General features: G+C 29.2%; 22 protein-coding genes. 5 read left to right on the top strand and 17 right to left on the bottom strand.

The genetic code is table 11. From position 1 onward, the window contains the following. Positions 1 to 63 precede the first annotated feature (63 nt). Entirely contained in the window at positions 64 to 738 is a 675-nt protein-coding gene (locus tag B3086_RS05790) for a DUF4397 domain-containing protein (RefSeq protein WP_346849221.1), read from the top strand. Between the two features lie 110 nt (positions 739 to 848). Here the strand turns inward: B3086_RS05790 and B3086_RS05785 are convergent, their stop codons facing one another. The 6 genes from B3086_RS05785 to B3086_RS05760 all read right to left on the bottom strand — a co-directional run bounded on the left by B3086_RS05785 (position 849) and on the right by B3086_RS05760 (position 7,575). Continuing rightward, positions 849 to 2,879, bottom strand: coding sequence for an ABC transporter ATP-binding protein (locus tag B3086_RS05785; RefSeq protein ID WP_346849222.1), 2,031 nt, complete (start codon positions 2,877 to 2,879; stop codon positions 849 to 851). Positions 2,880 to 2,881: 2 nt separating this feature from the next. Beyond that, positions 2,882 to 4,633 carry an ABC transporter ATP-binding protein gene (locus B3086_RS05780; RefSeq protein ID WP_346849223.1) on the bottom strand — a complete coding sequence of 584 codons (1,752 nt, stop codon included), beginning with the start codon at positions 4,631 to 4,633 and terminating at the stop codon, positions 2,882 to 2,884. 193 nt (positions 4,634 to 4,826) lie between these two features. Then, positions 4,827 to 5,282 carry a PadR family transcriptional regulator gene (locus tag B3086_RS05775; protein WP_346849224.1) on the bottom strand — a complete coding sequence of 152 codons (456 nt, stop codon included), beginning with the start codon at positions 5,280 to 5,282 and terminating at the stop codon, positions 4,827 to 4,829. Positions 5,283 to 5,288: 6 nt separating this feature from the next. Continuing rightward, positions 5,289 to 6,137, bottom strand: a complete 849-nt coding sequence (locus B3086_RS05770; protein WP_346892934.1) for a DegV family protein — start codon at positions 6,135 to 6,137, stop codon at positions 5,289 to 5,291. Positions 6,138 to 6,277: 140 nt separating this feature from the next. Then, a complete protein-coding gene (locus B3086_RS05765; protein WP_346849226.1) occupies positions 6,278 to 6,505 on the bottom strand; it encodes a DUF1450 domain-containing protein in 228 nt (75 codons plus the stop codon). Between the two features lie 146 nt (positions 6,506 to 6,651). Continuing rightward, positions 6,652 to 7,575: a metal ABC transporter solute-binding protein, Zn/Mn family gene (locus B3086_RS05760; RefSeq protein ID WP_346892932.1), complete on the bottom strand. Its 924-nt coding sequence runs from the start codon at positions 7,573 to 7,575 to the stop codon at positions 6,652 to 6,654. A gap of 256 nt (positions 7,576 to 7,831) precedes the next feature. Here B3086_RS05760 and B3086_RS05755 point away from each other — a divergent pair, with 256 nt between their 5' ends. Further along, positions 7,832 to 8,491: a metal ABC transporter ATP-binding protein gene (locus tag B3086_RS05755; RefSeq protein WP_346849228.1), complete on the top strand. Its 660-nt coding sequence runs from the start codon at positions 7,832 to 7,834 to the stop codon at positions 8,489 to 8,491. Beyond that, complete coding sequence (locus B3086_RS05750; RefSeq protein ID WP_035135574.1) at positions 8,478 to 9,278, top strand: metal ABC transporter permease; 801 nt, start codon at positions 8,478 to 8,480, stop codon at positions 9,276 to 9,278. Before B3086_RS05755 ends, B3086_RS05750 begins: the two co-directional genes overlap by 14 nt. Positions 9,279 to 9,482: 204 nt before the next feature. On the opposite strand, the gene add is transcribed toward B3086_RS05750, so the two are convergent. Further along, entirely contained in the window at positions 9,483 to 10,475 is a 993-nt protein-coding gene (gene add / locus B3086_RS05745) for an adenosine deaminase (protein WP_346849229.1), read from the bottom strand. A 220-nt stretch (positions 10,476 to 10,695) separates the two neighbouring features. On the opposite strand from add, the gene B3086_RS05740 reads away from it, so the two are divergent. Then, on the top strand, positions 10,696 to 11,349 hold the full coding sequence (locus B3086_RS05740) for a TVP38/TMEM64 family protein (RefSeq protein WP_346849230.1): 654 nt from the start codon (positions 10,696 to 10,698) through the stop codon (positions 11,347 to 11,349). 64 nt (positions 11,350 to 11,413) lie between these two features. On the opposite strand, the gene B3086_RS05735 is transcribed toward B3086_RS05740, so the two are convergent. From B3086_RS05735 to B3086_RS05710, 6 genes are all read right to left on the bottom strand, one after another. Then, positions 11,414 to 12,199 (bottom strand): ABC transporter ATP-binding protein, encoded by a 786-nt coding sequence (locus B3086_RS05735; RefSeq protein WP_346849231.1) that lies wholly within the window; start codon positions 12,197 to 12,199, stop codon positions 11,414 to 11,416. A 169-nt stretch (positions 12,200 to 12,368) separates the two neighbouring features. Next, positions 12,369 to 13,154 (bottom strand): ABC transporter permease, encoded by a 786-nt coding sequence (locus tag B3086_RS05730; RefSeq protein WP_346849232.1) that lies wholly within the window; start codon positions 13,152 to 13,154, stop codon positions 12,369 to 12,371. Next, positions 13,151 to 14,020 carry an ABC transporter permease subunit gene (locus tag B3086_RS05725; RefSeq protein ID WP_346849233.1) on the bottom strand — a complete coding sequence of 290 codons (870 nt, stop codon included), beginning with the start codon at positions 14,018 to 14,020 and terminating at the stop codon, positions 13,151 to 13,153. Before B3086_RS05725 ends, B3086_RS05730 begins: the two co-directional genes overlap by 4 nt. After that, the gene (locus B3086_RS05720) at positions 14,010 to 15,218 is read right to left on the bottom strand and encodes an ABC transporter substrate-binding protein (protein ID WP_346849234.1); all 1,209 of its coding nucleotides are present in this window, start codon (positions 15,216 to 15,218) and stop codon (positions 14,010 to 14,012) included. Before B3086_RS05720 ends, B3086_RS05725 begins: the two co-directional genes overlap by 11 nt. Beyond that, complete coding sequence (locus B3086_RS05715) at positions 15,208 to 15,807, bottom strand: CDP-alcohol phosphatidyltransferase family protein (RefSeq protein WP_346849235.1); 600 nt, start codon at positions 15,805 to 15,807, stop codon at positions 15,208 to 15,210. The genes B3086_RS05720 and B3086_RS05715 overlap by 11 nt, the downstream gene beginning before the upstream one ends. An 8-nt stretch (positions 15,808 to 15,815) precedes the next feature. Continuing rightward, positions 15,816 to 16,592, bottom strand: a complete 777-nt coding sequence (locus B3086_RS05710) for a (Fe-S)-binding protein (RefSeq protein ID WP_346849236.1) — start codon at positions 16,590 to 16,592, stop codon at positions 15,816 to 15,818. 252 nt (positions 16,593 to 16,844) lie between these two features. On the opposite strand from B3086_RS05710, the gene B3086_RS05705 reads away from it, so the two are divergent. Continuing rightward, positions 16,845 to 17,300, top strand: coding sequence for a rhodanese-like domain-containing protein (locus tag B3086_RS05705; protein ID WP_346849237.1), 456 nt, complete (start codon positions 16,845 to 16,847; stop codon positions 17,298 to 17,300). A gap of 40 nt (positions 17,301 to 17,340) precedes the next feature. Here B3086_RS05705 and B3086_RS05700 read toward each other — a convergent pair whose 3' ends face one another. The 4 genes from B3086_RS05700 to B3086_RS05685 form a co-directional block, all read right to left on the bottom strand. Then, positions 17,341 to 18,054: a TVP38/TMEM64 family protein gene (locus tag B3086_RS05700; protein ID WP_346849238.1), complete on the bottom strand. Its 714-nt coding sequence runs from the start codon at positions 18,052 to 18,054 to the stop codon at positions 17,341 to 17,343. A gap of 199 nt (positions 18,055 to 18,253) precedes the next feature. Beyond that, the gene (locus tag B3086_RS05695) at positions 18,254 to 19,210 is read right to left on the bottom strand and encodes a sulfurtransferase (RefSeq protein ID WP_346849239.1); all 957 of its coding nucleotides are present in this window, start codon (positions 19,208 to 19,210) and stop codon (positions 18,254 to 18,256) included. 196 nt (positions 19,211 to 19,406) lie between these two features. Then, entirely contained in the window at positions 19,407 to 20,063 is a 657-nt protein-coding gene (gene trmB / locus B3086_RS05690; RefSeq protein WP_346849240.1) for a tRNA (guanosine(46)-N7)-methyltransferase TrmB, read from the bottom strand. Positions 20,064 to 20,127: 64 nt separating this feature from the next. Next, complete coding sequence (locus tag B3086_RS05685) at positions 20,128 to 20,781, bottom strand: site-2 protease family protein (RefSeq protein ID WP_346849241.1); 654 nt, start codon at positions 20,779 to 20,781, stop codon at positions 20,128 to 20,130. Positions 20,782 to 20,936: the final 155 nt, after the last annotated feature.

Below are 20,936 nucleotides of genomic sequence, written 5' to 3'. Positions count from 1 at the left end.
TGTAACATTCCCTAATTATATTTCATATACTATATTTGATAATATTTTTATATGAGGTATATAATGCAATATATTAATGTTCCCTTTAATATTCCTACAAGAGTAGATGACATGATGAATTCTGAAGATAATATGTCAGCCTATGTTAGGGTTGCTCACATTGCAGCTAGAGCCCCTGATATAGATATTTATGTAAATGATAAACTAACAATACCTGATCTTGAGTATAGAGATTTTACAACCTATATTAAACTCCCTTCTGGAACTTATAACATAAAGGTGTATAGAGCTAATAATACTGATTTTCCCTTGGCAGATGTTGATATTTTTATAGCACCCAAAAGTGTAACTACTATTGTAGCTTACATGCAAAGAAGAATGTTAAGCTTATACCCTGTGGATGAAACTCCGTTAACCTCTACAACTGATGGTAAAGCTAAAATTAGAATTGCTCAGTTTATTGAAAACATTCCACCTGTAGATGTAGTTCTTTCTAATGGTACTGTACTTTATAAAAATGTAAACTTTAAGGACATAAGAAATTATATTGAACTACCTATTGGTAGATATACTATGCTATTAAAATTAGCTAATACAGATATTGATATGTTATATGTTCCCAATATAAATCTAAAATCAGATAAATACTATACTCTTTATTTGATTGGTTTAGTTACTAATTTCCCAACACCACAGATGTTAATTCCTTTAGATGGAATAAGTTATTTAAATATATAAATTTTGTTTCTTTAGTCCCTAAATCTTTATTAATTAATCTTTACACATTAACGTAAAAGCTAGCCCACACAAGCTAGCCTTTACGTTTAATTTTTATTTACCTACTTTAATTATTGTCCTGCATATTGTAATTTATACAAATTGCTATAAAGCCCTTTTTTCTCTAATAGTTCTGAATGACTTCCAATTTCACGTATCCTACCCCTGTGCATTACAATAATTTTATCTGCATTTTTAATAGTTGACAATCTATGTGCTACTACTATAGTAGTTCGTCCTTTAGTTAATTTATTTAGAGCATCTTGAATTAAACTTTCTGTTTCAGTATCTATGTTAGCTGTAGCTTCATCTAAAACTAAAATTGGCGGATTAAAAGCTAATGCTCTAGCAAATGCAATCAGTTGTCTCTCACCTTGAGAAAAGGTTGTTCCTCTCTCATTAACCTCAGCATTATACTTATCTGGTAACTTTTCAATAAATATATTTGCATTTACATATTTACATGCTTTTACAATCTCTTCATCTGTTATATTCTCATTATTTAATCTTACATTTCCTTTTATATCACCAGCAAATAAAAATACATCTTGAAGCACTGTAGCTACATTTTTTCTAAGTTCGTCCTTAGACATTTCTTTAATACTAACTCCATCTATCAGGATTTCGCCCTTTTGAATATCATAAAGTCTAGTTATGAGACTTATTATTGAGGTTTTTCCTGCTCCCGTTGCTCCAACAAAGGCTACCGTTTCACCTTTTCTAATTCTAAAGCTTACATCTTTTAATACCCAATCTTCATCATTGTAGGCAAACCAAACATTTTTAAATTCAATATCTCCTTGAGCACGTCCTATATGTTTAGGCTCCTTTGGGTTTTTAATTATAGAATCATTATCTAATAACATAAATATACGCTCTGAGGAAGCCATAGAAGACTGAAGTATATCAAATTTCTCAGATAAATCAAATATTGGTTGAAATAGTTTTTGTATATATATTACAAATGCATATAACACTCCAAATTCTATTGTTAAATTTAGAACTGCTGTACCACCAACCCAAATTAATATGCATAGAGCTAATTGATAAGTCATATCCATAAGTGGTCTAAATATAGCAAATACTTTAATTTGTTCCATTGCAGCTATGGAATATGATGTATTAATTTCATCAAATTCACTATACTTCTTACTTTCAACTCCAAATATCTGCACAGTCTTCATACCACTTATATTTTCAGATAAATTAGAGTTAATTCTAGATAATCTAGTTCTTACTTTCCTATAAGCTTCTCTATCATATTTTCTAAATATAAAGGTTAAAGCAACTACTAATGGAAGGGTTATAATTGATACTATTCCTAATTTTATATCTAATAGAAACATAGCAATTACAATGCCACTAACAAGAAATAAATCTTTGATTAAATATACTAAAACAGATGTGTACATTTCATTTAAGGTTTCTACATCATTTGTAATTCTAGTTACTAATCTTCCAACTGGACTTTTATCAAAGAAAGATAATGATAAACTCTCTACATGCTTAAATATTGCAGCTCTTATATTATATATAATCTTTTGACCAGTATACTGTAACAAATAAATTTGAATATAGTTTAGTATAAATATTACTATATAAATTAGCAATATTATAATAGCACTCCACTTTATCAAATCTAAATCATTAGTTCTTAATACTTTTATATCTTTTATAGTTATTTCATGAGCTTTAAATTCATTGTTATCTTGAAAAAATTTTTCACCTGATATTTCATAGGCTGTGTTTTTCCTTGGTTCACCCTCTATAACATAGGGTTCATTATTCTCATCATATACTATTGAAGCGCTTATTGCTCCGTCTCTTTCTCCCCTTACTACATATTTATCTCCTATGGCTATGGAACTATTTTCAGCTTCTTCTATAATAGAATATTTTCCACTTAAAGGATTAATATTATTATCTATAACATTTTTTATTATGAAGGGAACAGACAAATCTAAGCACACCACTAAAAACATTATAATTACTACTATTCCCATTAAGCCTTTGTATGGCAATGCAAATTTTAAGAGCCTTTTCATCAAAAGGGAGTCATATTGCTTATCTAATACTTCATCTTCCTGATTAAAGTTTTCCATAATTATATCTCCTCCTCTTCCATAATTTCTTGCTCAATCTGTTGTTTTTCATATATATCTTTATAAATTCCTGGCATATTTTTAAGCTCTTCATGTGTTCCTTCTTGAACAATTTCTCCTTGTTCTAGAACTATGATATTATGAGCATCTTTAATTGCTGAAATTCTATGAGATACTATAATAGAAGTTTTCTTCTTCATTACATCTTTTAAATTTTCAAGAATTATAGCCTCAGTTTTTGCATCTACTGCTGATAAACAATCATCTAAAATTAGGATATCAGGATCTTTAATAAGAGCTCTAGCTATAGAACATCTTTGTTTTTGACCTCCTGAAAGAGTTGTTCCTCTTTCTCCTACCATAGTTTCAAACTGCTTTGGAAAGTCTATTATATTATCATAAATATCTGCCTTTTTAGTTGCATCATGTATTTTTTCAATGCCTACTTCATGAAATGCAAGTCCTATATTTTCAGCTAAGCTAGTGGAAAACAAAAAAGGATCCTGTGATACAAACCCAATATTAGTTCTAAGACTATTTAAAGATATTCTATTTATATCTTTATCCCCTATAAAAATCTTTCCGTCTTCCACATTATAGAGTTTAAGCAATAAACTTATAAGAGTACTTTTACTGCTTCCAGTCTTACCCACAATCCCAAGAGTTTCTCCTTGCTTTACTCTTAAATTTATATTCTTAAGAGCTGGTGTTGTTGTATTATTATAGCTAAAAGTTAAATCCTTTATAACTATATCACCTTGTAATTTATCCACATATGATGTACAACAATCTACTATATCAGGTTTTGTATTTAAGACTTCTTCTATTCTTTCAAGGGATGCAAATCCTCTTTGTAAATTATTAATTACTTGTCCTATAGCCATCATTGGCCAAACTAAGTTTCCAAGATACATGTTAAAGGCCACAAAGTCCCCAAGAGATATTTTTCCCAAAACTACAAAAGTTCCCCCCACTACTATTAGTAATGCAAAGCTTAAGGATGAAATAAATTCTATCAAAGGAAAGAATACTCCCCAAATTCTTATAAATTCCATATTTACTTGAAAATTTTTATCATTCTCTTCTATGAACTTTTCATATTCCCTTTCCTCTTGAACAAAAGATTTAACTATTCTAATCCCTGAAAAATTTTCTTGAACTATATCTGTAAGTTTTGAAAAGCATCTTTGTACTTTTGTGAATTTTCTGTGTATTCTTTTTCCAAATTTCTGAGATACAAATGCTACAAAAGGAAGTGGGATTAATGATAACAAGGTAAGTGGTACATTAATAGTTAGCATAATAACAATAGTGGCAATAGTCAACACTACTGCATCAAAAAACATAATAACGCCGGGACCTAGTGCCATTCTTACAGCATTCAAGTCATTTGTTGCTAAAGCCATTAAATCTCCAGTTTTTCTTTCATTGTAAAAATTAGAAGATAACCCTTGTAGATGCTTAAAAAATTTACTTCTTATATCGTACTCTATTTTTCGTGAAGTACCATTTACATATATTCTCCACATAAATCTTCCAATAGCTATAACAGATGCTATAACTAATATATATACTATAGATTTAACTAAAGTAATTTTATTAGCACTTCCTAAGGCAAAACTATCTGTTAAAAAACCTAGAATTTTTGGTGGAACAAGTTGTAAAAAGTCTACTAGTATAAGAAAAAATATCCCTATAAAATATCGTTTCTTATATTTCTTTGCATACTTTAATAGTTCTTTAATTTTATCCATATTTCCCCCCCTAAATTATAAATCTCCCCTATAATTTTAGAAATAATTAATTTTCTACTACACATATATAATACAAGAAATTACCTTTTATTTCAATATATTTAATTCGAAATACGAAACTTTTGTATGTTGAAATAGCTTCACTGTGATACTAATGAAAAAGTCCCATAAGCTAATAAGCTTATGGGACTTTTTAATCATATAAATCTTTTTTTATTATCTTAAATACTTCTAATGCCTCTTCTATCTTTGATTTTAATAACTCTTTTTTATGTTCAAACTCTTCAATTCCTTTATTGGTAATCCTATATATCTTCTGGGACTTCTTTTCTTCATCCCAACTACCTTCAATAAATCCTTGTTTCTCCAGTTTTTTAAGCAATGGATATATTCCACCTGTACTAGGTATCCAAAATCCATTAGTACGCTTTCCTATTTGATGAGATATATCATTTCCATTAGTAGGCCCCTGAACCAATATATATAATGTGTATATTGGCAATAATCCTTTAGTAAACACTTGACCTACTGCTTCATTTTCTGTTTTTACCTTTCTAAGCTCTTGTAGTTTTCTTTTATATTCTTCATAAAGTTTCTTTTCTTCAGCTTTTATATCATTTATATCTCTCCCTAATTCATCCTCCACCATATCAACCTACTCCTTTTCATAGATAAGTACTCCTATGAATCCTGGTCCTGAATGAACACCTGATACTGGACTTAGATAACCTCCGAAATTTACGAAGTTAGCATTTTTATGAACTTTAAATTTATCTAGCAATGTCATAGCCTCTGCCTCTGCTTCACCATGCATTATATGAATATCATATTTTTTATCATTTAATTTTGATACTACAATATCATAAATTTTATTTAAAGATTGTTTTCTTCCTCTAACCTTTGCATAAGTATAATACTCACCTTCCTTATCTACACTTACAATTGGTTTAAGATTTAAAAATTGAGCTATAGTTCCAGCTACCTTTCCAATTCTTCCCCCTCTTATAAGATATTCTAAGGTTCCTATAACAAAGTATATATTTATTCTATCAGTAATTTTAGGAAGTTCTGATACTATTTCATCAAAACCTTTTCCTTGTTTAATCATTTCGGCTGACTCTTCAATAAGTATAGTTTCACCCTTAGATATAGACTTAGAATCATGAACATAGGTCTTAATCTCAGGATGATCTTCTGATATTAGTTTAATTGCATTATTAAACCCTGATAGTTTTGAAGAAATTGTTACTACTATTGCATGAGTATATCCTTCTTTTTTTAATTCATCATACATTTCCTCCATATCTCTCATGGATGGTAATGAAGTGGTTGGTGCATTAGTTTCTAAAGTATCATATACATATTTAGATGTAATATCTACTCCATCACTATACTCCTTATCCCTATATATTATTTTAAAAGGTAATACCTTTATATTATACTTATCAACTATATCCTTAGTAATGTCACTAGCACTGTCAGTAATTAAAGCTATTTTTTCCATATTTATCACTCCTATATCTGTTCTATTATTATTATATATCAGTAATGAGTACATTATCAATAGTGATATATCAGAAGTGATAATATTATATGCAATTTTATTAAATTTAATTATTTTTTATTGATAATTTATTTTTAAATTTAAATTCTATGGACTTCTTCCTTAATAGAATTTAAAACCTCATCTAAACTCTCATTCTCCACAAGTACTCCATCTACCCTGGCAATGTATTTGTGACTGCATAAATTGCATGCACCTATACACATATTTTCTGTTATTTTATTCTCATCACCAATAACTTTTTTTAATTCCTCTACTAATTTTTCTTGTCCCTCATTACATTTACATGTACTAATCTTCTTTCCCATGTTTTTTTAATCCTTTCAACCTTTATTCGTAAATTATATAATTATTATATACTATAGTCCTTTATTTACAACCATCATCACAGTTTTTTTCACAGAAAATTATAGGCGTATACCATAAAGTACACGCCTTATTTTACATTATATAATTATTTATTATTCATAGCACTGTATATAGTTTCTACATTGTATTTTATAACATCAGAAAAAGATTTTCCGTCCTCGCTACTATGTAGAGTGTATATTTGTTTAGTTTGTGCTCCCACTTCTTTAGCTAAAGTATCTGAAAGCTGAGGACTAATTAATTCTTCAACAAAAATAGTTTTTATATTATTCCCTTTACAATATTCCATAAGATTTTGTAATTCCTTTGGTGATGGTTCTCCTTCTGCAAAAACCCCCTCTATGCTCTTTTGTGTAAGACCAAAATCTCTACATAAATAACCAAAGGTTGCATGACCTGTAACAAAATTCTTATTAGCCAGTTCTTTGAACTTTGGATTATACTCCTTAATTATATTATCTATTTTTTCATTAAATTTCTTAAGGTTTTCTTCATAATACTCTTTATTTTTAGCATCCTTTTCTACCAAAGCATTTTTAATATTTTCACCTTGAATCTTTGCTTCACTTAACCCAAGCCAAGTATGAGGATCCTTTCCTGAATGATTATGCTCTTCATCTTCTTCATCTTCTTCATCAGCATTTATAAGTTCAACGTCCTTGCTAGCTTCTACAACTATTAGTTCTTTACCACCGATAGCTGCTTCTACATCCTCAATCCACGATTCCATGCCAGCTCCATTATAAATGAATATATCAGCCTCTTCTATAGCCTTCATATCCTTAGCCTTAATGTCAAAGTCATGGGGTTCACTACCTTCTGGTATAACACTTTCTATGCTAACCTTATCTCCCCCTATCTCCTCAGTTAAAGCCTTCATACCATAAAAGGACGTAACAATATTAATTGTATTAACCTTTTCTTCACTATTCTTTGACTCTATATTAGAACATGCTGTTAACATAACTACTATCAAAGTTAATGCTCCTAAAACCTTTAATTTCTTCATAATTTTCTCTCCTTCAATTGAAAATGATTTTCATAAGTAGTATAATTATATCATATTAGATTTTATTATCAACACTGACCTACACTATTATGTACTAGGTCAGTGTTAATAATTTACATATGTTACACTTTTAAATATTGTCATATTAATGAAAAATCATTCACTTATAGATAATCTTTATTTTAATTTGTTTAAATTATAGCTATAATATGTAAAATTATGGCTAGACTTATAATTGTAGAAAGGAGCAACACTAATGATCAAAATTAAAGACCTATGTTTTTCATATAATAATTCTAAGCCCTACATTATTGATAATCTTTCACTAAACATAGCTAAAGAAAGTTATGTATCCATAATTGGTGCTAATGGTAGTTGTAAAAGTACCTTAATAAAGTTGATTTTAAATCTACTTACTCCTCAAAAGGGAAGTATTAATTTAACTTCTAAAAAAATTGGATATGTTCCTCAAATAGTCGAAAATTTTAATAGTTCTTTTCCTATAACTGTTTGGGAAATGCTTAATGCCCATAGAAATGTTCTTAAAATTAAAGATAAAGAGTCAATCACTGAAGCTCTAAAGAAAGTGGATATGCTTGAGTATAAAAATTCTCTTATTGGAAACTTATCTGGAGGTCAAAAACAAAAGATTTTTATTGCAAGGGCTATATTAGCTAATGAAGATATATTAATTCTAGATGAACCTTCCACTGGAGTTGATAGCAAAAGCATGAAAGAGATTTATGGGCTTATAGCCTCTTTAAATAAAAAGAATGGAGTTACCGTTATATCTGTAGAGCATAACTTAGAAACAGCTCTTCAAAATTCAACCCATATCCTTACCATGGAGAATGGCTTTGGAACTCTATATACATCTGAAGAGTACATAAGGAGGATTTCTAATGTTTCAATATGAGTTTATGCAAAATGCCTTTTTAGCAGCCATATTCATATCCATACTATGTCCTATGGTAGGAGTATTTTTAGTGCTTAAACGACATTCTATGATGGGTGACACCTTGGCTCACTCAGCCTTTGCTGGTGTTGCTATAGGACTAGTAATGGGATTTAATCCAATAATATGTGCATTTATATTTACAACTATATGTGGTTTATCCATAGAATTTCTTAGAGACTACTACAAAAAATACGCAGAACTTATTCTTTCTATAGTTCTGACCTTTAGTGTTGGTATAGGAATTACCCTTATAAGCACTGGAAAAGCTTCTGGGAACGTTAATAGCTATTTATTTGGAAGCATATTAACCGTTACTAAAGCAGACTTAATTATTATGGTTATTCTTAGCTGTATATCTATTGTAGTTATATACTTTTTATATGATAAGCTTCTTTATACTACCTTTGATGAAGAAGGTGCTAAGATTTCTGGTATAAATGTAAAAGCAGTAAACTATATATTTTCTTTACTTGTTGGAGCTACCATTTCTGTCTCTATACGTATAATGGGTATCCTTGTAATGTCGTCAATGATTGCATTACCTGTAGCTACAGCTCTTCAACTAGATAAAGGCTTTAAACCCACTCTATTACTGTCTATCCTTTTTGGGTTTATAGATATAATATTAGGTCTTATTTTTTCATATATACTAAATTGTGCTCCTGGAGGTACTATAGCCCTAACCTCTGTTGTTATATTAATAGTAATTATTATATTTAAATCTACTTTTAAATCTAGAAATTAAAATATAAATAGCTATAATCTTAAAAAAATTAAGATTATAGCTATTTAATGTAATAATTATATATCTAACCATTTTATCCGATGACTACCTGCTCTAATACTCCCATCTTCTTCAAAGTGGGGTGTAAAGAGCTACTATGTCCCTGGATAACGATTTCTAACCTTCAGAGGGAGTAAAAACTCCCTCTGAAGCAAAGAACTCTGTTTATATTAATGTTTTTAAATATCCTTTAATTTCTTCTGTAGTAAATGCAGCATCTACAGAATCCATGTATATCTTTTTATAGTCTTCATAGCTCATATTTACAACCTTACCTATACTTTCACACTCACCAGTTACATTAGTAGCAGAAACAGTTCTATTGTCAGTATTAAAAGAAACTCTTATGCCCTCTTTATAAAATTTAAACAATGGGTGCTCTTCATAACTTTTTACAGCTTTTGTCTGCATATTACTAGTTGGACACATTTCTAAGGTTACATTATTTTCTTTAACTAAGTCATAGGCTTCCTTAAGATCTCTTATTGCTACTCCATGACCTATTCTCTCTGCATGAAGTAATTTGATTGCATCTACCACATTTACTCCTATACCGGTTTCTCCTGCATGTATAGTAACTCTGTAGCCATATTCTCTAGCTACCTTTATTACATCTACAAATTCCTTAGCAAAACCTTCATTTTCAGCTCCGGCAAGATCTACAGCAACTACCCCTTCACCTAAGAATTTCTTTCCAGCTTCCACCACTGTAGATGCACTATTTGCACCATTATGTCTTAAGCAAGATAAGATTAAATTAGCCTTTATATTAAAGTCTTTTTCACCTTGTCTAATTCCCTCTAATACACTTTCAATAACTTCTTCTAATGTTAATCCCTTTTCTGTATGTAAAGTCGGTGCATACCTAATTTCTAAATACTTTACATTTTCTTCAGCTGCATCTTCTAAAAGTTCATAGGTAATCCTTCTTAAACTTTCCTTACTTTGCATTATCTTTATTGGAATATTAAATCTATCTAAATATTCCACTAGTGATTTACATTCTAATGGAGCTTCTAATAATTCTCTCAATTGTTCTAAATCATAAGTTGGTATTTCTATATTTTCTTTTGTAGCTATATCTAATATAGTTTTGGGTCTAACACTTCCATCTAAGTGACAATGTAATTCTATTTTTGGCAATGCTTTAAAGTCCATAACTCATACCCCTTTCTATTTTGTTGTATATTATCATATTCTTCTTTAAATATCAACCAGTTAGTTAAATTATACTAAAATTAAAGTTAAATTACTACATTTAGTAATCATTACATTTTACTTATAGAAATTCTCTATACTAATTTCAATATATTGACTTACACTGTTAATTTATATACTATATGTTATGGAGATATAGTCACTATAAGGAGGCAACACTGTGAAAAAAAATAAAAAACTTACAATTTCAATGATAACCCTTTTAATACTTGTTATCACCTATCTTGCATTTTTCAGAGGATTAACTCCAGAGATTTTAAGAAATTACATAGGTGGTTTTGGCTACTTAGCACCATTTATTTATATATTATGTTTTACTATACTTCCAATCGCTTTTTTCCCTGTACCTATCTTAGCCCTTGCTGCAGGACTTCTATTTGGATTTCTTCCTGGCACCATATATACCTTAATTGGAGCAGTTTTAAATAGTGCCATAATGTTTTTAATGGCTAAAGTCCTAGCAAAGGATGCTGTTACTAATTTACTCCAAAGAAAGCTTCCTGAAAACTGGAGCAGCTTCTTATTTAATTTAGATGAAAAAAAAGGCTTTGGAATTATATTTATTCTAAGATTAATACCAGCCATGCCGTACAATTTAATTAATTATGGTGCTGGATTAACATCAATAAAGTTCAGTTCCTATATGTTAGCTACTATCCTTGGAATTCTTCCAGGTACCTTAGTATTTTTGAACATTGGAAATCAAGCTTTGAATATCCATAACCCAGCATTTATGGTATCAATTATACTTCTAATATTGCTGACGATTTTCTCTTTAATCCTTGGAAAAAGGATAGGAAAAACCAATTCTTAAAATAAACCTCATATGAAATTCCCCATAACATTTAACTATATAATATAAAAAATAAGGATATCAATTAAATAATTGACTCCTTATTTTTTATCTTTATAATTCTATCAGAAAAAATAATCCTTCCATCCCCTAAAGTAGTAATTTCACCTAAGTATTCATCAATACAAGGTATATTAGTTAATCTATTTAGGTTTTCTGTTTTATCTACTAAAGCTATACTTCCTTTAAATAAAAAAGCTATACTACTACTCATAGAAAAAGCATCTTCCTTTTCATGAGTGATCATAATGGTAGTAATTCTAAACTGTCTTTGTATCTTCATTATATAGTCTTTTATATAATGCTTTAAATTATTATCTAACCCTGTAAAGGGCTCATCAAGCAAAAGCACCTTAGGCTCTATAGCTAAAGCTCTCATTAATGATATTAACTGTTGTTGTCCCCCAGAAAGTTGATGGGGGTACTTTTTCATATGTTCACTCATGTTAAAAAACTCAACAAGAAATTTGACCTTATCATCAATATATTTCCTTGGAAACTTTCTCATTTTTAATCCAAACTCTACATTTTCTCTTACCGTCATATGTGGAAAAAGTTGATTTCCTTGGTGTACCATTACTACATTTCTTTTTTCCATAGGTAAATAGTTAATAATCTCACCATCTAATCTAAGCTCTCCCTCATTAGGTAATATAGCCCCTGTAATAGTCTTAAAAATTGTAGACTTTCCTGCCCCACTAGGACCTAATATAGAGAAAAACTCTCCATCTTCAATAGTTAAATTAATATTTTTTAGAATTTCCTTATTACCAATAGAAAAATATATGTTTTTAAGCTCTATCTTACTCATATTTAACCCATCTCCCTATATTTATCATTAGGCATCTTCAAAAAATAAATAAGTCAGAATGCTCGTTTATTTTGTGTTATACTGCGTCAACAGAACCCTTAGATAGTGCCACTATCTGCGGAACCTGTTTCCTTGTCTAACTCAAAATATACTTCCCATCTTTGACTTGTTATTTATTTTCAGATGCCTTACTGCACTTCTTTGTTATATATGAACTCATTATCATTACTATTACTCCATGTAGTATATACATTAATGTATATACCGAAGCTATATTTCTGTTAGAATTTCCTATATACGGTGTCATAATCATAGAAAAGTTAACATGGCTATTATCTCCAATAAACATGTTTATGAAATACTGAGAGTAAGATATAATAAATGCCATAAAAAAACTTGATGCATACCCTTGAGCATATAGTGGTATATTCACATATTTAAACGCTTGCCAAAAAGATGCACCCAATCCTCGAGCTGTAAGCTCATCTCCTATACCCCAAACAGTATAATAGGAATATATTAATTTAAATGCATAGGGTAAGGAAAAATAAATATGTAACACTAAAACAGCAATACTACAAGAAGTAAAATAGTTTAGAAATAATTTATGACTTCCTAAACATATACTTATTACTGGTAATAACATAGGTAAATAAAAAATGCTTTCGAATGTGACTTTATACTTTATATGGGTAGTTATAAAAAATCTTGCAGCCATGATACTTAAAACTAAAGATATTAATGCTACTTCTATAGAAAAGAAAATAGACTTTATTCCAATAAACCAATCTCCTGATGTAAAAAAGTATTTAAAACCATCTAGTGTAAAAGTATTAGGTAAAATATCCGTTGCTTTCCAATTTTTAAAAAAGGCCCAAACCATCATAGATATTATAGGAAGTACTAAAAATATAAGTATAGAAAATATCAATACACTTTTAATCCACCTTCTCACTCTCTTACCTCCTCTTGTCCATTATCCTTTATCATTTTATAATAAAGCACACATAATATTAAAGATATTATGATCATTATCATATTTATAGCCATTCCATATATTCTATTGGATAAATCTGCATTTAGGTAGGTTTTATAAGCATAAACCCCTATAGAAATTGGGTTTGATGGTCCTAGATAGTAAAAACCTTCATAAGTAAACATATTAAAATTAAATATTACTAAAAATGAAGTAAATATAGCTCTCTTAGCTAAAGGTAAAAGAATTTTTATTATATACTGAAATCTTGTACATCCTAAGTTCTGTGCTATAAACCTATAATTTTTATTTGCTTTCATAAAAATAGGAGCAACACTAAATGCTATGAAAGGCATACCTTTAAAAATATTTAAAAGTATTACTGCTATTCCCTTGGAGTTAAAAATTAAATTTATATTTATATTAGAAAATCCTAATAATGATATTATGTGAAATAGTAAGCCCTTATCACTATAAGTTGTATATATAAGAACTGCCGCTGCCACATAGGAGAGTAGAATTGGCAATCTATATAAAACATTTATAAATTTATTCCTTGATTTTGATATGTAATATCCTAGATAACTACCTAAAACTGTAGCAATTACTGAAGATACTAAGGATATTTTAAAACTATAGTATAAACTATTTAAAAAAACAGGATCTGAAAATAACTCTTTATAATATTTAAATGTAAAATTATTAAAGGAAAGCTCAGGAATATATCCTAAGCTTTCCATAAAGGTATTGATAATAACAAACATAGTAATTACAACTATCACAGATAAAGATGGAATAATCATTAATCCACCAATAACCTTTTGTCTCTGCTTATTATTTATCAAAAAGAATCACATCCTCCCATACCTTTTCTATAATTACTACTAAGTCTGATCTTAATTCTGCTTGTTGATGCTTTGAAAGTTCTTCATAGCTTAGAATTGTATGCTCATACTCTTTATCTGGAGTAAGCTTCTCATCAAGTTCCTTCTGTTGTTCCTCACTTAACTTATTGTATTCAATAGATGGTAAATCCGCCCATCCTCTTAAGTCTGCTTTAGACATCTGCATTTCAGCTGATAGGGCAGCATTAATTACCTTTAATGCTCCATCTACATTAGATGCATTAGCTGCAATGGCTAAATAATGTGTATTAAATGGAGTTCCCTTATCCCATACAAAGGATTTAGTAGACACAGGCCAACTTTTATCCATTACTTTACTTAAAGCTTTATTAGCATTGTAATCCATGGCAATATCAACTTCACCATCTTGATATAAACCATCTAGTTGAGCAGAATCTGTAGGGTAAACCTCCCCTTTTTTCCATAGATAAGGCTCAATCCCTTTAAGGTATTCTAATGCAGGTGCCATAGCTTCTTTAACTTCATCATAATCTGCTGGTAAGTCCTTTAATTTATCATATCCAATAATATCATAAAGTACTGTTCTAACAAAGGCTGAGCCAGTAAAATCACTAGCCTGAGGATATGTAAATCTACCAGGATTCTTTGTTACATACTCTTTTAACTTTTCTATATTAGTTGGTGGTATATTTATCTTATCGCTATCATAATTTAATACAAATTGAGCTGTTCCCCAAGGCACTTCATATCCTTCTGTAGGATACCCAAAATCCTTATTTGCAGCATCACCTTCTAAGTCTATATACCTTTGTGTATTTTCTAATTTATCTAAAAAAGGTCCATACAAAAGCTCATTTTCCTTAGCATAATGAAAATTTTCACCATTTATCCATATAATATCAATAACCCCTTTTTCTGTAGAACTTTTTTCATTAGTAAGTTTCAGTAAAATTTCATCAATATTCATAGGAATACGATTTAAAATAATATTGTAGTTCTCTTTTACATAAACTGCCAATTCCTTATCAATCCAAGTGTTAACTCTTTCATCTCCACCCCATCCATATAAGTTTACCACTTCAGCTTTATCATTTTTCTTACCACAGGCTACAAGTCCAAAAACAAGTATTATGGAAAGAATTATCAAAAGTTTTGATTTTAATTTCTTATTTTTCATTGTTACCTCCTAATACTTTAATTGCCATATATAGTCTTTGTACTGCTGTATATAAAATTAACACGGCATAAATAAATGCTAATATTTTCATATAAGAATAAAAGATTATCATAAAGGTAAACATTATAAACCCTTCAGTTCTTTCCATTAATCCAGCTTGATAATGAAAACTTTTAATACCTGTATTTTCTAAGAGCATTCCACTAGTCAAAAATACCGTCATAGATAAAATTATAGTGCAAGCTAATATCATTAAGGTAAAGGTTGCCTCATTACATACTATAGCAAAGGATATTATATATGAAATTTCAACTAATCTATCAAGCCATATATCTAATAATGTACCTATCTCTGAAACCTTACCGCTTTGTCTTGCCATAGAACCATCTACAGCATCTAAAAATCCAGAAATCCATAATAAAATTATTGATAAAATAAACTTACCAAAGGAAAATGAAACAGCTCCTACAATTCCAACAATAGCAGCAATAATAGTTATATGTGTTGGCATGAAACCGATTTTAAGAAAACTTCTTCCGATTTTATCAAATATTCTATCAAAATATTTTCTTCCCCTTGTATCTAACATTATCAATCTTACCTCTTACTCTTCCTTACAGAATTATACCTATTCTTCCAAGACCCATTAGCCTTTGTTTCCCATAATAATTCTAAAATATGATATGCTTCAAAACTATTTTTTCTAAAAGTATCTACACAAGAACTGCAGTATGTCACTATTTCTTTGGATGGTGCTTGTTTTGCACGAATTTCAAATAGCTTTTGACCCTTTTCTGGATATAAAGTCATAATCATATCTTTTTTCCCACAACAAATTGTTCTATCCCTATTATTAGGGAACTCTAATATATCTACTCCTAGTTTATTTAATATATTTCTTGCAGCAACAGCATTCTCTAAATAACCTCTTATTGGACAAGGATCATGTAAGGATAATTTTCTTCCTTTATATATATTATATTTATTTTTTGGGATTATCTCATCTAAAACTGTCCATGCTGATATTATTTCACAATTGCTATTTTCAACCAAAGTATTTTGGCAATTAGGACATAAAGTATAAATTTTCTTTACTCCATTTTTCTCAAAAGCCTTATTTAAAAACTGTTTTCTTTTCTCATAAGGTTGTCCCCCATCTATATGAAGTGATGGTTTTCCACAGCACATAGTACTTAATTTTAAATCAGGTAGCTGTGTTTTTAAAAGTTCATAGGTTTTCATCACTATTTCTTCTCCCATAGATAAAATAGCACACCCTGGCCAAAATACATTTTCTCCTGGTGAAAGCTCAATAAATAGTGAACTAAAACTAAGAAGTTGATGAGTTTTTATGCTTATTTTCCCCTTAACCATCCTCTTATAACACTACCTTTCTATGCATAAAAATAAGAGGTACTATTGACCCCTATTTCATATCCTTTTATTTCAACAAAAAAAGTATAGCTTTAATAATAATTATTGTCAATAAGTATAGCTATCTCTAATACACCTATTACTTTCAATTTAATTTCTCTATTTGATTTTAATGTATCCTTTATATATAATAACTTTGGTAATAGAAACCAATATAATAAATATATTAATTTACTTACGGAGGGATATAAAATGAAAAAGAAACTTACTCTTCTACTTGCTCTTTGCTTAATTATCTCAACTATGCTTATGGGATGTAGTAAATCAAAGGATACTTCAAAAGAAGGCGAAGAAAAACAATATCAATATTATACAGCTGAACAATTAAAAACTGCTATTGAAAATAAAGATGATACTTATTTAATAGATATACAGCCAAAAGAAGATTACGATGCACATCATATTGTTGGTACTGTTCCAACTTATGCTTATCCAGCAGATACTGATGATTTAAGATCTAAAATAGATGTTACCTTAGATGAAATTAATAAAACAGATAAACCAATAATAGTTGTTTGCCCAGGTGGTGGCGGTGGTGCTAAAAACACTATTGATTACTTAACAACTAAAGGTGTGGATGCAAAGAGAATGTTTATATTAGAAAAAGGCCAAAAAGGTTGGCCATATGATGAATTATTAGAAAAATAATTTTTATTATAAAATGCAGAGTGAATTTTAACTCTGCATTTTATTTTTTACTTTTCTTTTGTCTCTCATTATATATCTGTTTAAACATAAATACTAATACAGTTATTGCAAAAAGTATTAATAACGCCGTAACAATCATTTGAGCTCCACCAGTTAACATACCACCTATATAGGAATAAACAACAGTTGCTGGTAATTGTCCAATCCCTGTAGCCACTATAAATTCTAAAAATCCCATAGATGTTAATCCTGCTGCATAGGATATAAAGTCAAAGGATACAAAAGGCAATAATCTACATACTAAAATTGTATGTTTACCATACTTTTCAAAGAACCCATCCACACTTGCCATTGCATATTTACTAGTAAGTTTTTCAACAGCATCTCGTCCAAGAATTCTTCCAATATAAAAACACAAAGCTGCTCCTGTCATAGAACTAATCCATGATAATAGAGCACCCTTCCACCATCCAAAAATAGCAGCATTGGCAAAGGTTATTAGAAATGCTGGCAAGGGTGCTGCCACTGATTGAAACACCATTAGTAAAAATGAAACTAATACTGCATATATTCCAAAGGATCTTATATATCCAGCCACAGACTCAATACTCATAGAGCTGAATAACATAAAGATGCCATTTACTTTTGAATTGAAAGTTGGTATGAAAAAATATGCTAAACTTAGTGATACTATAATAATTAATATTAAGATTTTTCCTAAATTTCTTTTTTTGTGTGTCAATTTCTTTTCCATAACATACTCCTTACTTTAACTATGTATATTTATCCATAGAAAATCATATTTACTTATTATCTTTTTTGTATCATATATAATATCCAAGCTATTCAGTAATTTGTATTATTTCTTGTATTAGATATAATGTTTTTCTATTGTAATAAAGTATTCTTTGATATCAAAGAATACTTTATTTTATAATATTAACTTTATGATATTATTTTTCAACTTCCTCTACCGCACACCATCTATAGTATGATTCATCATAATTTAGAGAATTTTCAAATCCACACATTTCAAGAATTAACTGCATATATGCAGAACGAATACCTGCTGTGCAATAGGTTACTATCTTATCACTTTTTGATAATCCTGATGTTTCAAATATTTTTGTTAAATCATCATTTGACTTTAAATTTCCTTCTTCATTAAATAAATCTGTGTATTTAATGTGTATTGCCCCTGGTAAATGACCACCTTTTGCCTCACCATACAAGGTCTTTCCTTCATACTCTTCATCAGCACGAACATCTACTACCTTTACATTTTCATATTCTTTTTTTAAAGCATCAGTGTTAATTAAATGAGTATCATCAATAGCCTCAATTTTTACATCTGCTAGCTCTGGTGTAGCAATCTCCTTTACTACTGGTAACCCTGCTGATACCATAGCATCGTATCCACCATCAACCATTTTAACATTATCATAGCCTGCTGCTACAAGCTCCCATAAAATTCTTCCGTCATCGCCCCATCCATTTTTAGCCGCTGCAAAAATAATAATCTCTTTATCTTTATCAATACCAAGGTTACTTAGCTTTTTACTTAACTCTTCTGGTTCTAGAATAGTACCCCACATCTCATCTCCAGCTTTGCTATCTTCAACTTTAGCAATAGACTGCCATGCCATAGCCATTGCTCCTTGAATAGTTCCTTTTTTTGCAGTTTCTTCACCCCTTGCATCAATGAGAAGTAGATTTTCTTTTTCTAAACTTTCTTTTACATATGAAACATCTACTATGTACTTACCTTTAAAACTAACCTTTTCTTCAACTTGAGCTCCTTTTGAAGAATTTGCTTCTGGTTTTACTTCTTCTTTTTTACCACAACCGACCAAGGAAATAGTAGTAGTTAACATTAAGCTCATAGCTAATAATAATGCCTTTTTTCTCATATTAATTCCCCCCATATGGTTTTACTATTTTATATACCTACATAAATATAGCAAAGGCACTATTTATAGTCAAAACTTATTAAATATACTTATAGTTTTCTTATTTTCTATTTGAAATATCTATAGATTAAATACATTATAAAAATAAAAAAACAAGATTCAACATCAATATAAAGCTAAATCTTGTCTCTTACTTTTATTTTATTCTTGCCACCAAGAACATAGTTTTCATTCCCATAGCTGTAAACTTGCTTTCATACTCTGTAACTACATTATCTTCAAATCCACTATTATGTAAATCATAGGTTATAAATTCTAAAGAAAATCCTGCTTCTTTAAAGTATTCTTGAGAATCATTGAATAAATCTACATCATCGGTTTTAAACCATATCTCTCCATTTGATTTTAAAAACTTTTTATATGATTGTAAAAATTTCGTATATGTAAGTCTTCTCTTGTTATGACTTTTTTTCGGCCAAGGATTACAGAAGTTTATATATATTCTATCTATCTCATCTTTCCCAAATACATTGTCTATAAGCATTATATTAAGGACTATAAGTCTTGCATTTATATCCTTTGCTCTTTCTATTACTTCAAATGATGCCATAACTTTCCTTAATGCATATACTACAACTTCATCTTTTAAATCTATTCCTATAAAGTTTACATTTCTATCTTTAATTGCACGTTGACTAATATGTCCTCCCATACCACAACCTAACTCTAAATGAATAGGATTATTATTTTCAAATTCTTCTCTCCATTTTCCGCAATGACCATATTTATCATATATTACAATATCACTAGCTTCTAATTCTGGTCTTGCCCAATGCTTTTTTCTAAGTCTCATATATTACTCTCCTCGATATTAGTTTGTTAAATTATATCATATATTTATTTTGTCTATATAAATTTTATAAAAATAAATATGTAGCCATAGCTGCAAAAATATTATATATATACTGTCCTGGTACTCCAACTACAAAATCTAAAATTGAAAATCCACCTATAATAGGTAGAACTAATATAATAAATATTAACATATTATTTTTATACATTATAGTTTGAAATCTTTCAGATTTATCTCCTAATATATCTACTATTATGCTAAATCCATCAAAACCTGGTATAGGTAATAAATTTAATATAAACCAAGAACAATTTACGATAGCTGTTTGTTGGATAATTAAATATATTATATATTTAATATCACTATTTCCTGGTATAAACTTGACATATAAAGCTAGAGCTATTGTAGCTATAAATCCTATAGTCAAAGTAGTTAGAAGTCCTCCAAGTCTTATTTTAAAATCATCTTTATAAAGATTTTTAAAATTTGATTTATTAATTTCTACAGGTTTTATCCATCCAAAACCTATTATAAGCATAAATATAAACCCAAATACACTGATGTGCTTCAAAGGATTTAAAGTATTTCTTCCATACTCTTTTGGGGTATCATCACCAAGTTTTATAGCAATTTTAGATTGAATATATCCCTTAAATGTAAATGCAACTAAAATTGCTGGTATCACTAAGATTCTTCCCAATAAATAATTATTGTTCATCCTTTTCACTCCTTCTGCAATACTCCTAGTATATCATATTTTTATCACTCTTTTTAATTCTTTTATTAATATAAAATTTTTATTATTTTTTCAACTACTTAATTTAATAAATAGTACTTATATTATGTCTTTACTATAGAGTTAATTACACTATT

Origin of the sequence: Clostridium sp. UBA871 (assembly GCF_002295255.1) — a bacterium.
In the GTDB taxonomy this organism is placed as follows: Bacteria; Bacillota; Clostridia; order Clostridiales; family Clostridiaceae; genus Clostridium_J; species Clostridium_J sulfidigenes.
This window is presented reverse-complemented; position numbering and strand designations above follow the sequence as displayed.

Bases quoted from the DNA above. Each gene is read 5' to 3' on its own strand.
- B3086_RS05755 (WP_346849228.1), top strand. From the start codon at position 7,832: ATGATCAAAATTAAAGACCTATGTTTTTCATATAATAATTCTAAGCCC.
- B3086_RS05695 (WP_346849239.1), bottom strand. From the start codon at position 19,210: ATGAGAAAAAAGGCATTATTATTAGCTATGAGCTTAATGTTAACTACT.
- B3086_RS05750 (WP_035135574.1), top strand. From the start codon at position 8,478: ATGTTTCAATATGAGTTTATGCAAAATGCCTTTTTAGCAGCCATATTC.
- B3086_RS05710 (WP_346849236.1), bottom strand. From the start codon at position 16,592: ATGGTTAAGGGGAAAATAAGCATAAAAACTCATCAACTTCTTAGTTTT.
- trmB (WP_346849240.1), bottom strand. From the start codon at position 20,063: ATGAGACTTAGAAAAAAGCATTGGGCAAGACCAGAATTAGAAGCTAGT.
- B3086_RS05700 (WP_346849238.1), bottom strand. From the start codon at position 18,054: ATGGAAAAGAAATTGACACACAAAAAAAGAAATTTAGGAAAAATCTTA.
- B3086_RS05705 (WP_346849237.1), top strand. From the start codon at position 16,845: ATGAAAAAGAAACTTACTCTTCTACTTGCTCTTTGCTTAATTATCTCA.
- B3086_RS05780 (WP_346849223.1), bottom strand. From the start codon at position 4,633: ATGGATAAAATTAAAGAACTATTAAAGTATGCAAAGAAATATAAGAAA.
- B3086_RS05735 (WP_346849231.1), bottom strand. From the start codon at position 12,199: ATGAGTAAGATAGAGCTTAAAAACATATATTTTTCTATTGGTAATAAG.
- B3086_RS05785 (WP_346849222.1), bottom strand. From the start codon at position 2,879: ATGGAAAACTTTAATCAGGAAGATGAAGTATTAGATAAGCAATATGAC.
- B3086_RS05715 (WP_346849235.1), bottom strand. From the start codon at position 15,807: ATGTTAGATACAAGGGGAAGAAAATATTTTGATAGAATATTTGATAAA.
- B3086_RS05765 (WP_346849226.1), bottom strand. From the start codon at position 6,505: ATGGGAAAGAAGATTAGTACATGTAAATGTAATGAGGGACAAGAAAAA.
- B3086_RS05685 (WP_346849241.1), bottom strand. From the start codon at position 20,781: ATGAACAATAATTATTTATTGGGAAGAATCTTAGTGATACCAGCAATT.
- B3086_RS05775 (WP_346849224.1), bottom strand. From the start codon at position 5,282: ATGGTGGAGGATGAATTAGGGAGAGATATAAATGATATAAAAGCTGAA.
- B3086_RS05770 (WP_346892934.1), bottom strand. From the start codon at position 6,137: ATGGAAAAAATAGCTTTAATTACTGACAGTGCTAGTGACATTACTAAG.
- B3086_RS05720 (WP_346849234.1), bottom strand. From the start codon at position 15,218: ATGAAAAATAAGAAATTAAAATCAAAACTTTTGATAATTCTTTCCATA.
- B3086_RS05790 (WP_346849221.1), top strand. From the start codon at position 64: ATGCAATATATTAATGTTCCCTTTAATATTCCTACAAGAGTAGATGAC.
- add (WP_346849229.1), bottom strand. From the start codon at position 10,475: ATGGACTTTAAAGCATTGCCAAAAATAGAATTACATTGTCACTTAGAT.
- B3086_RS05760 (WP_346892932.1), bottom strand. From the start codon at position 7,575: ATGAAGAAATTAAAGGTTTTAGGAGCATTAACTTTGATAGTAGTTATG.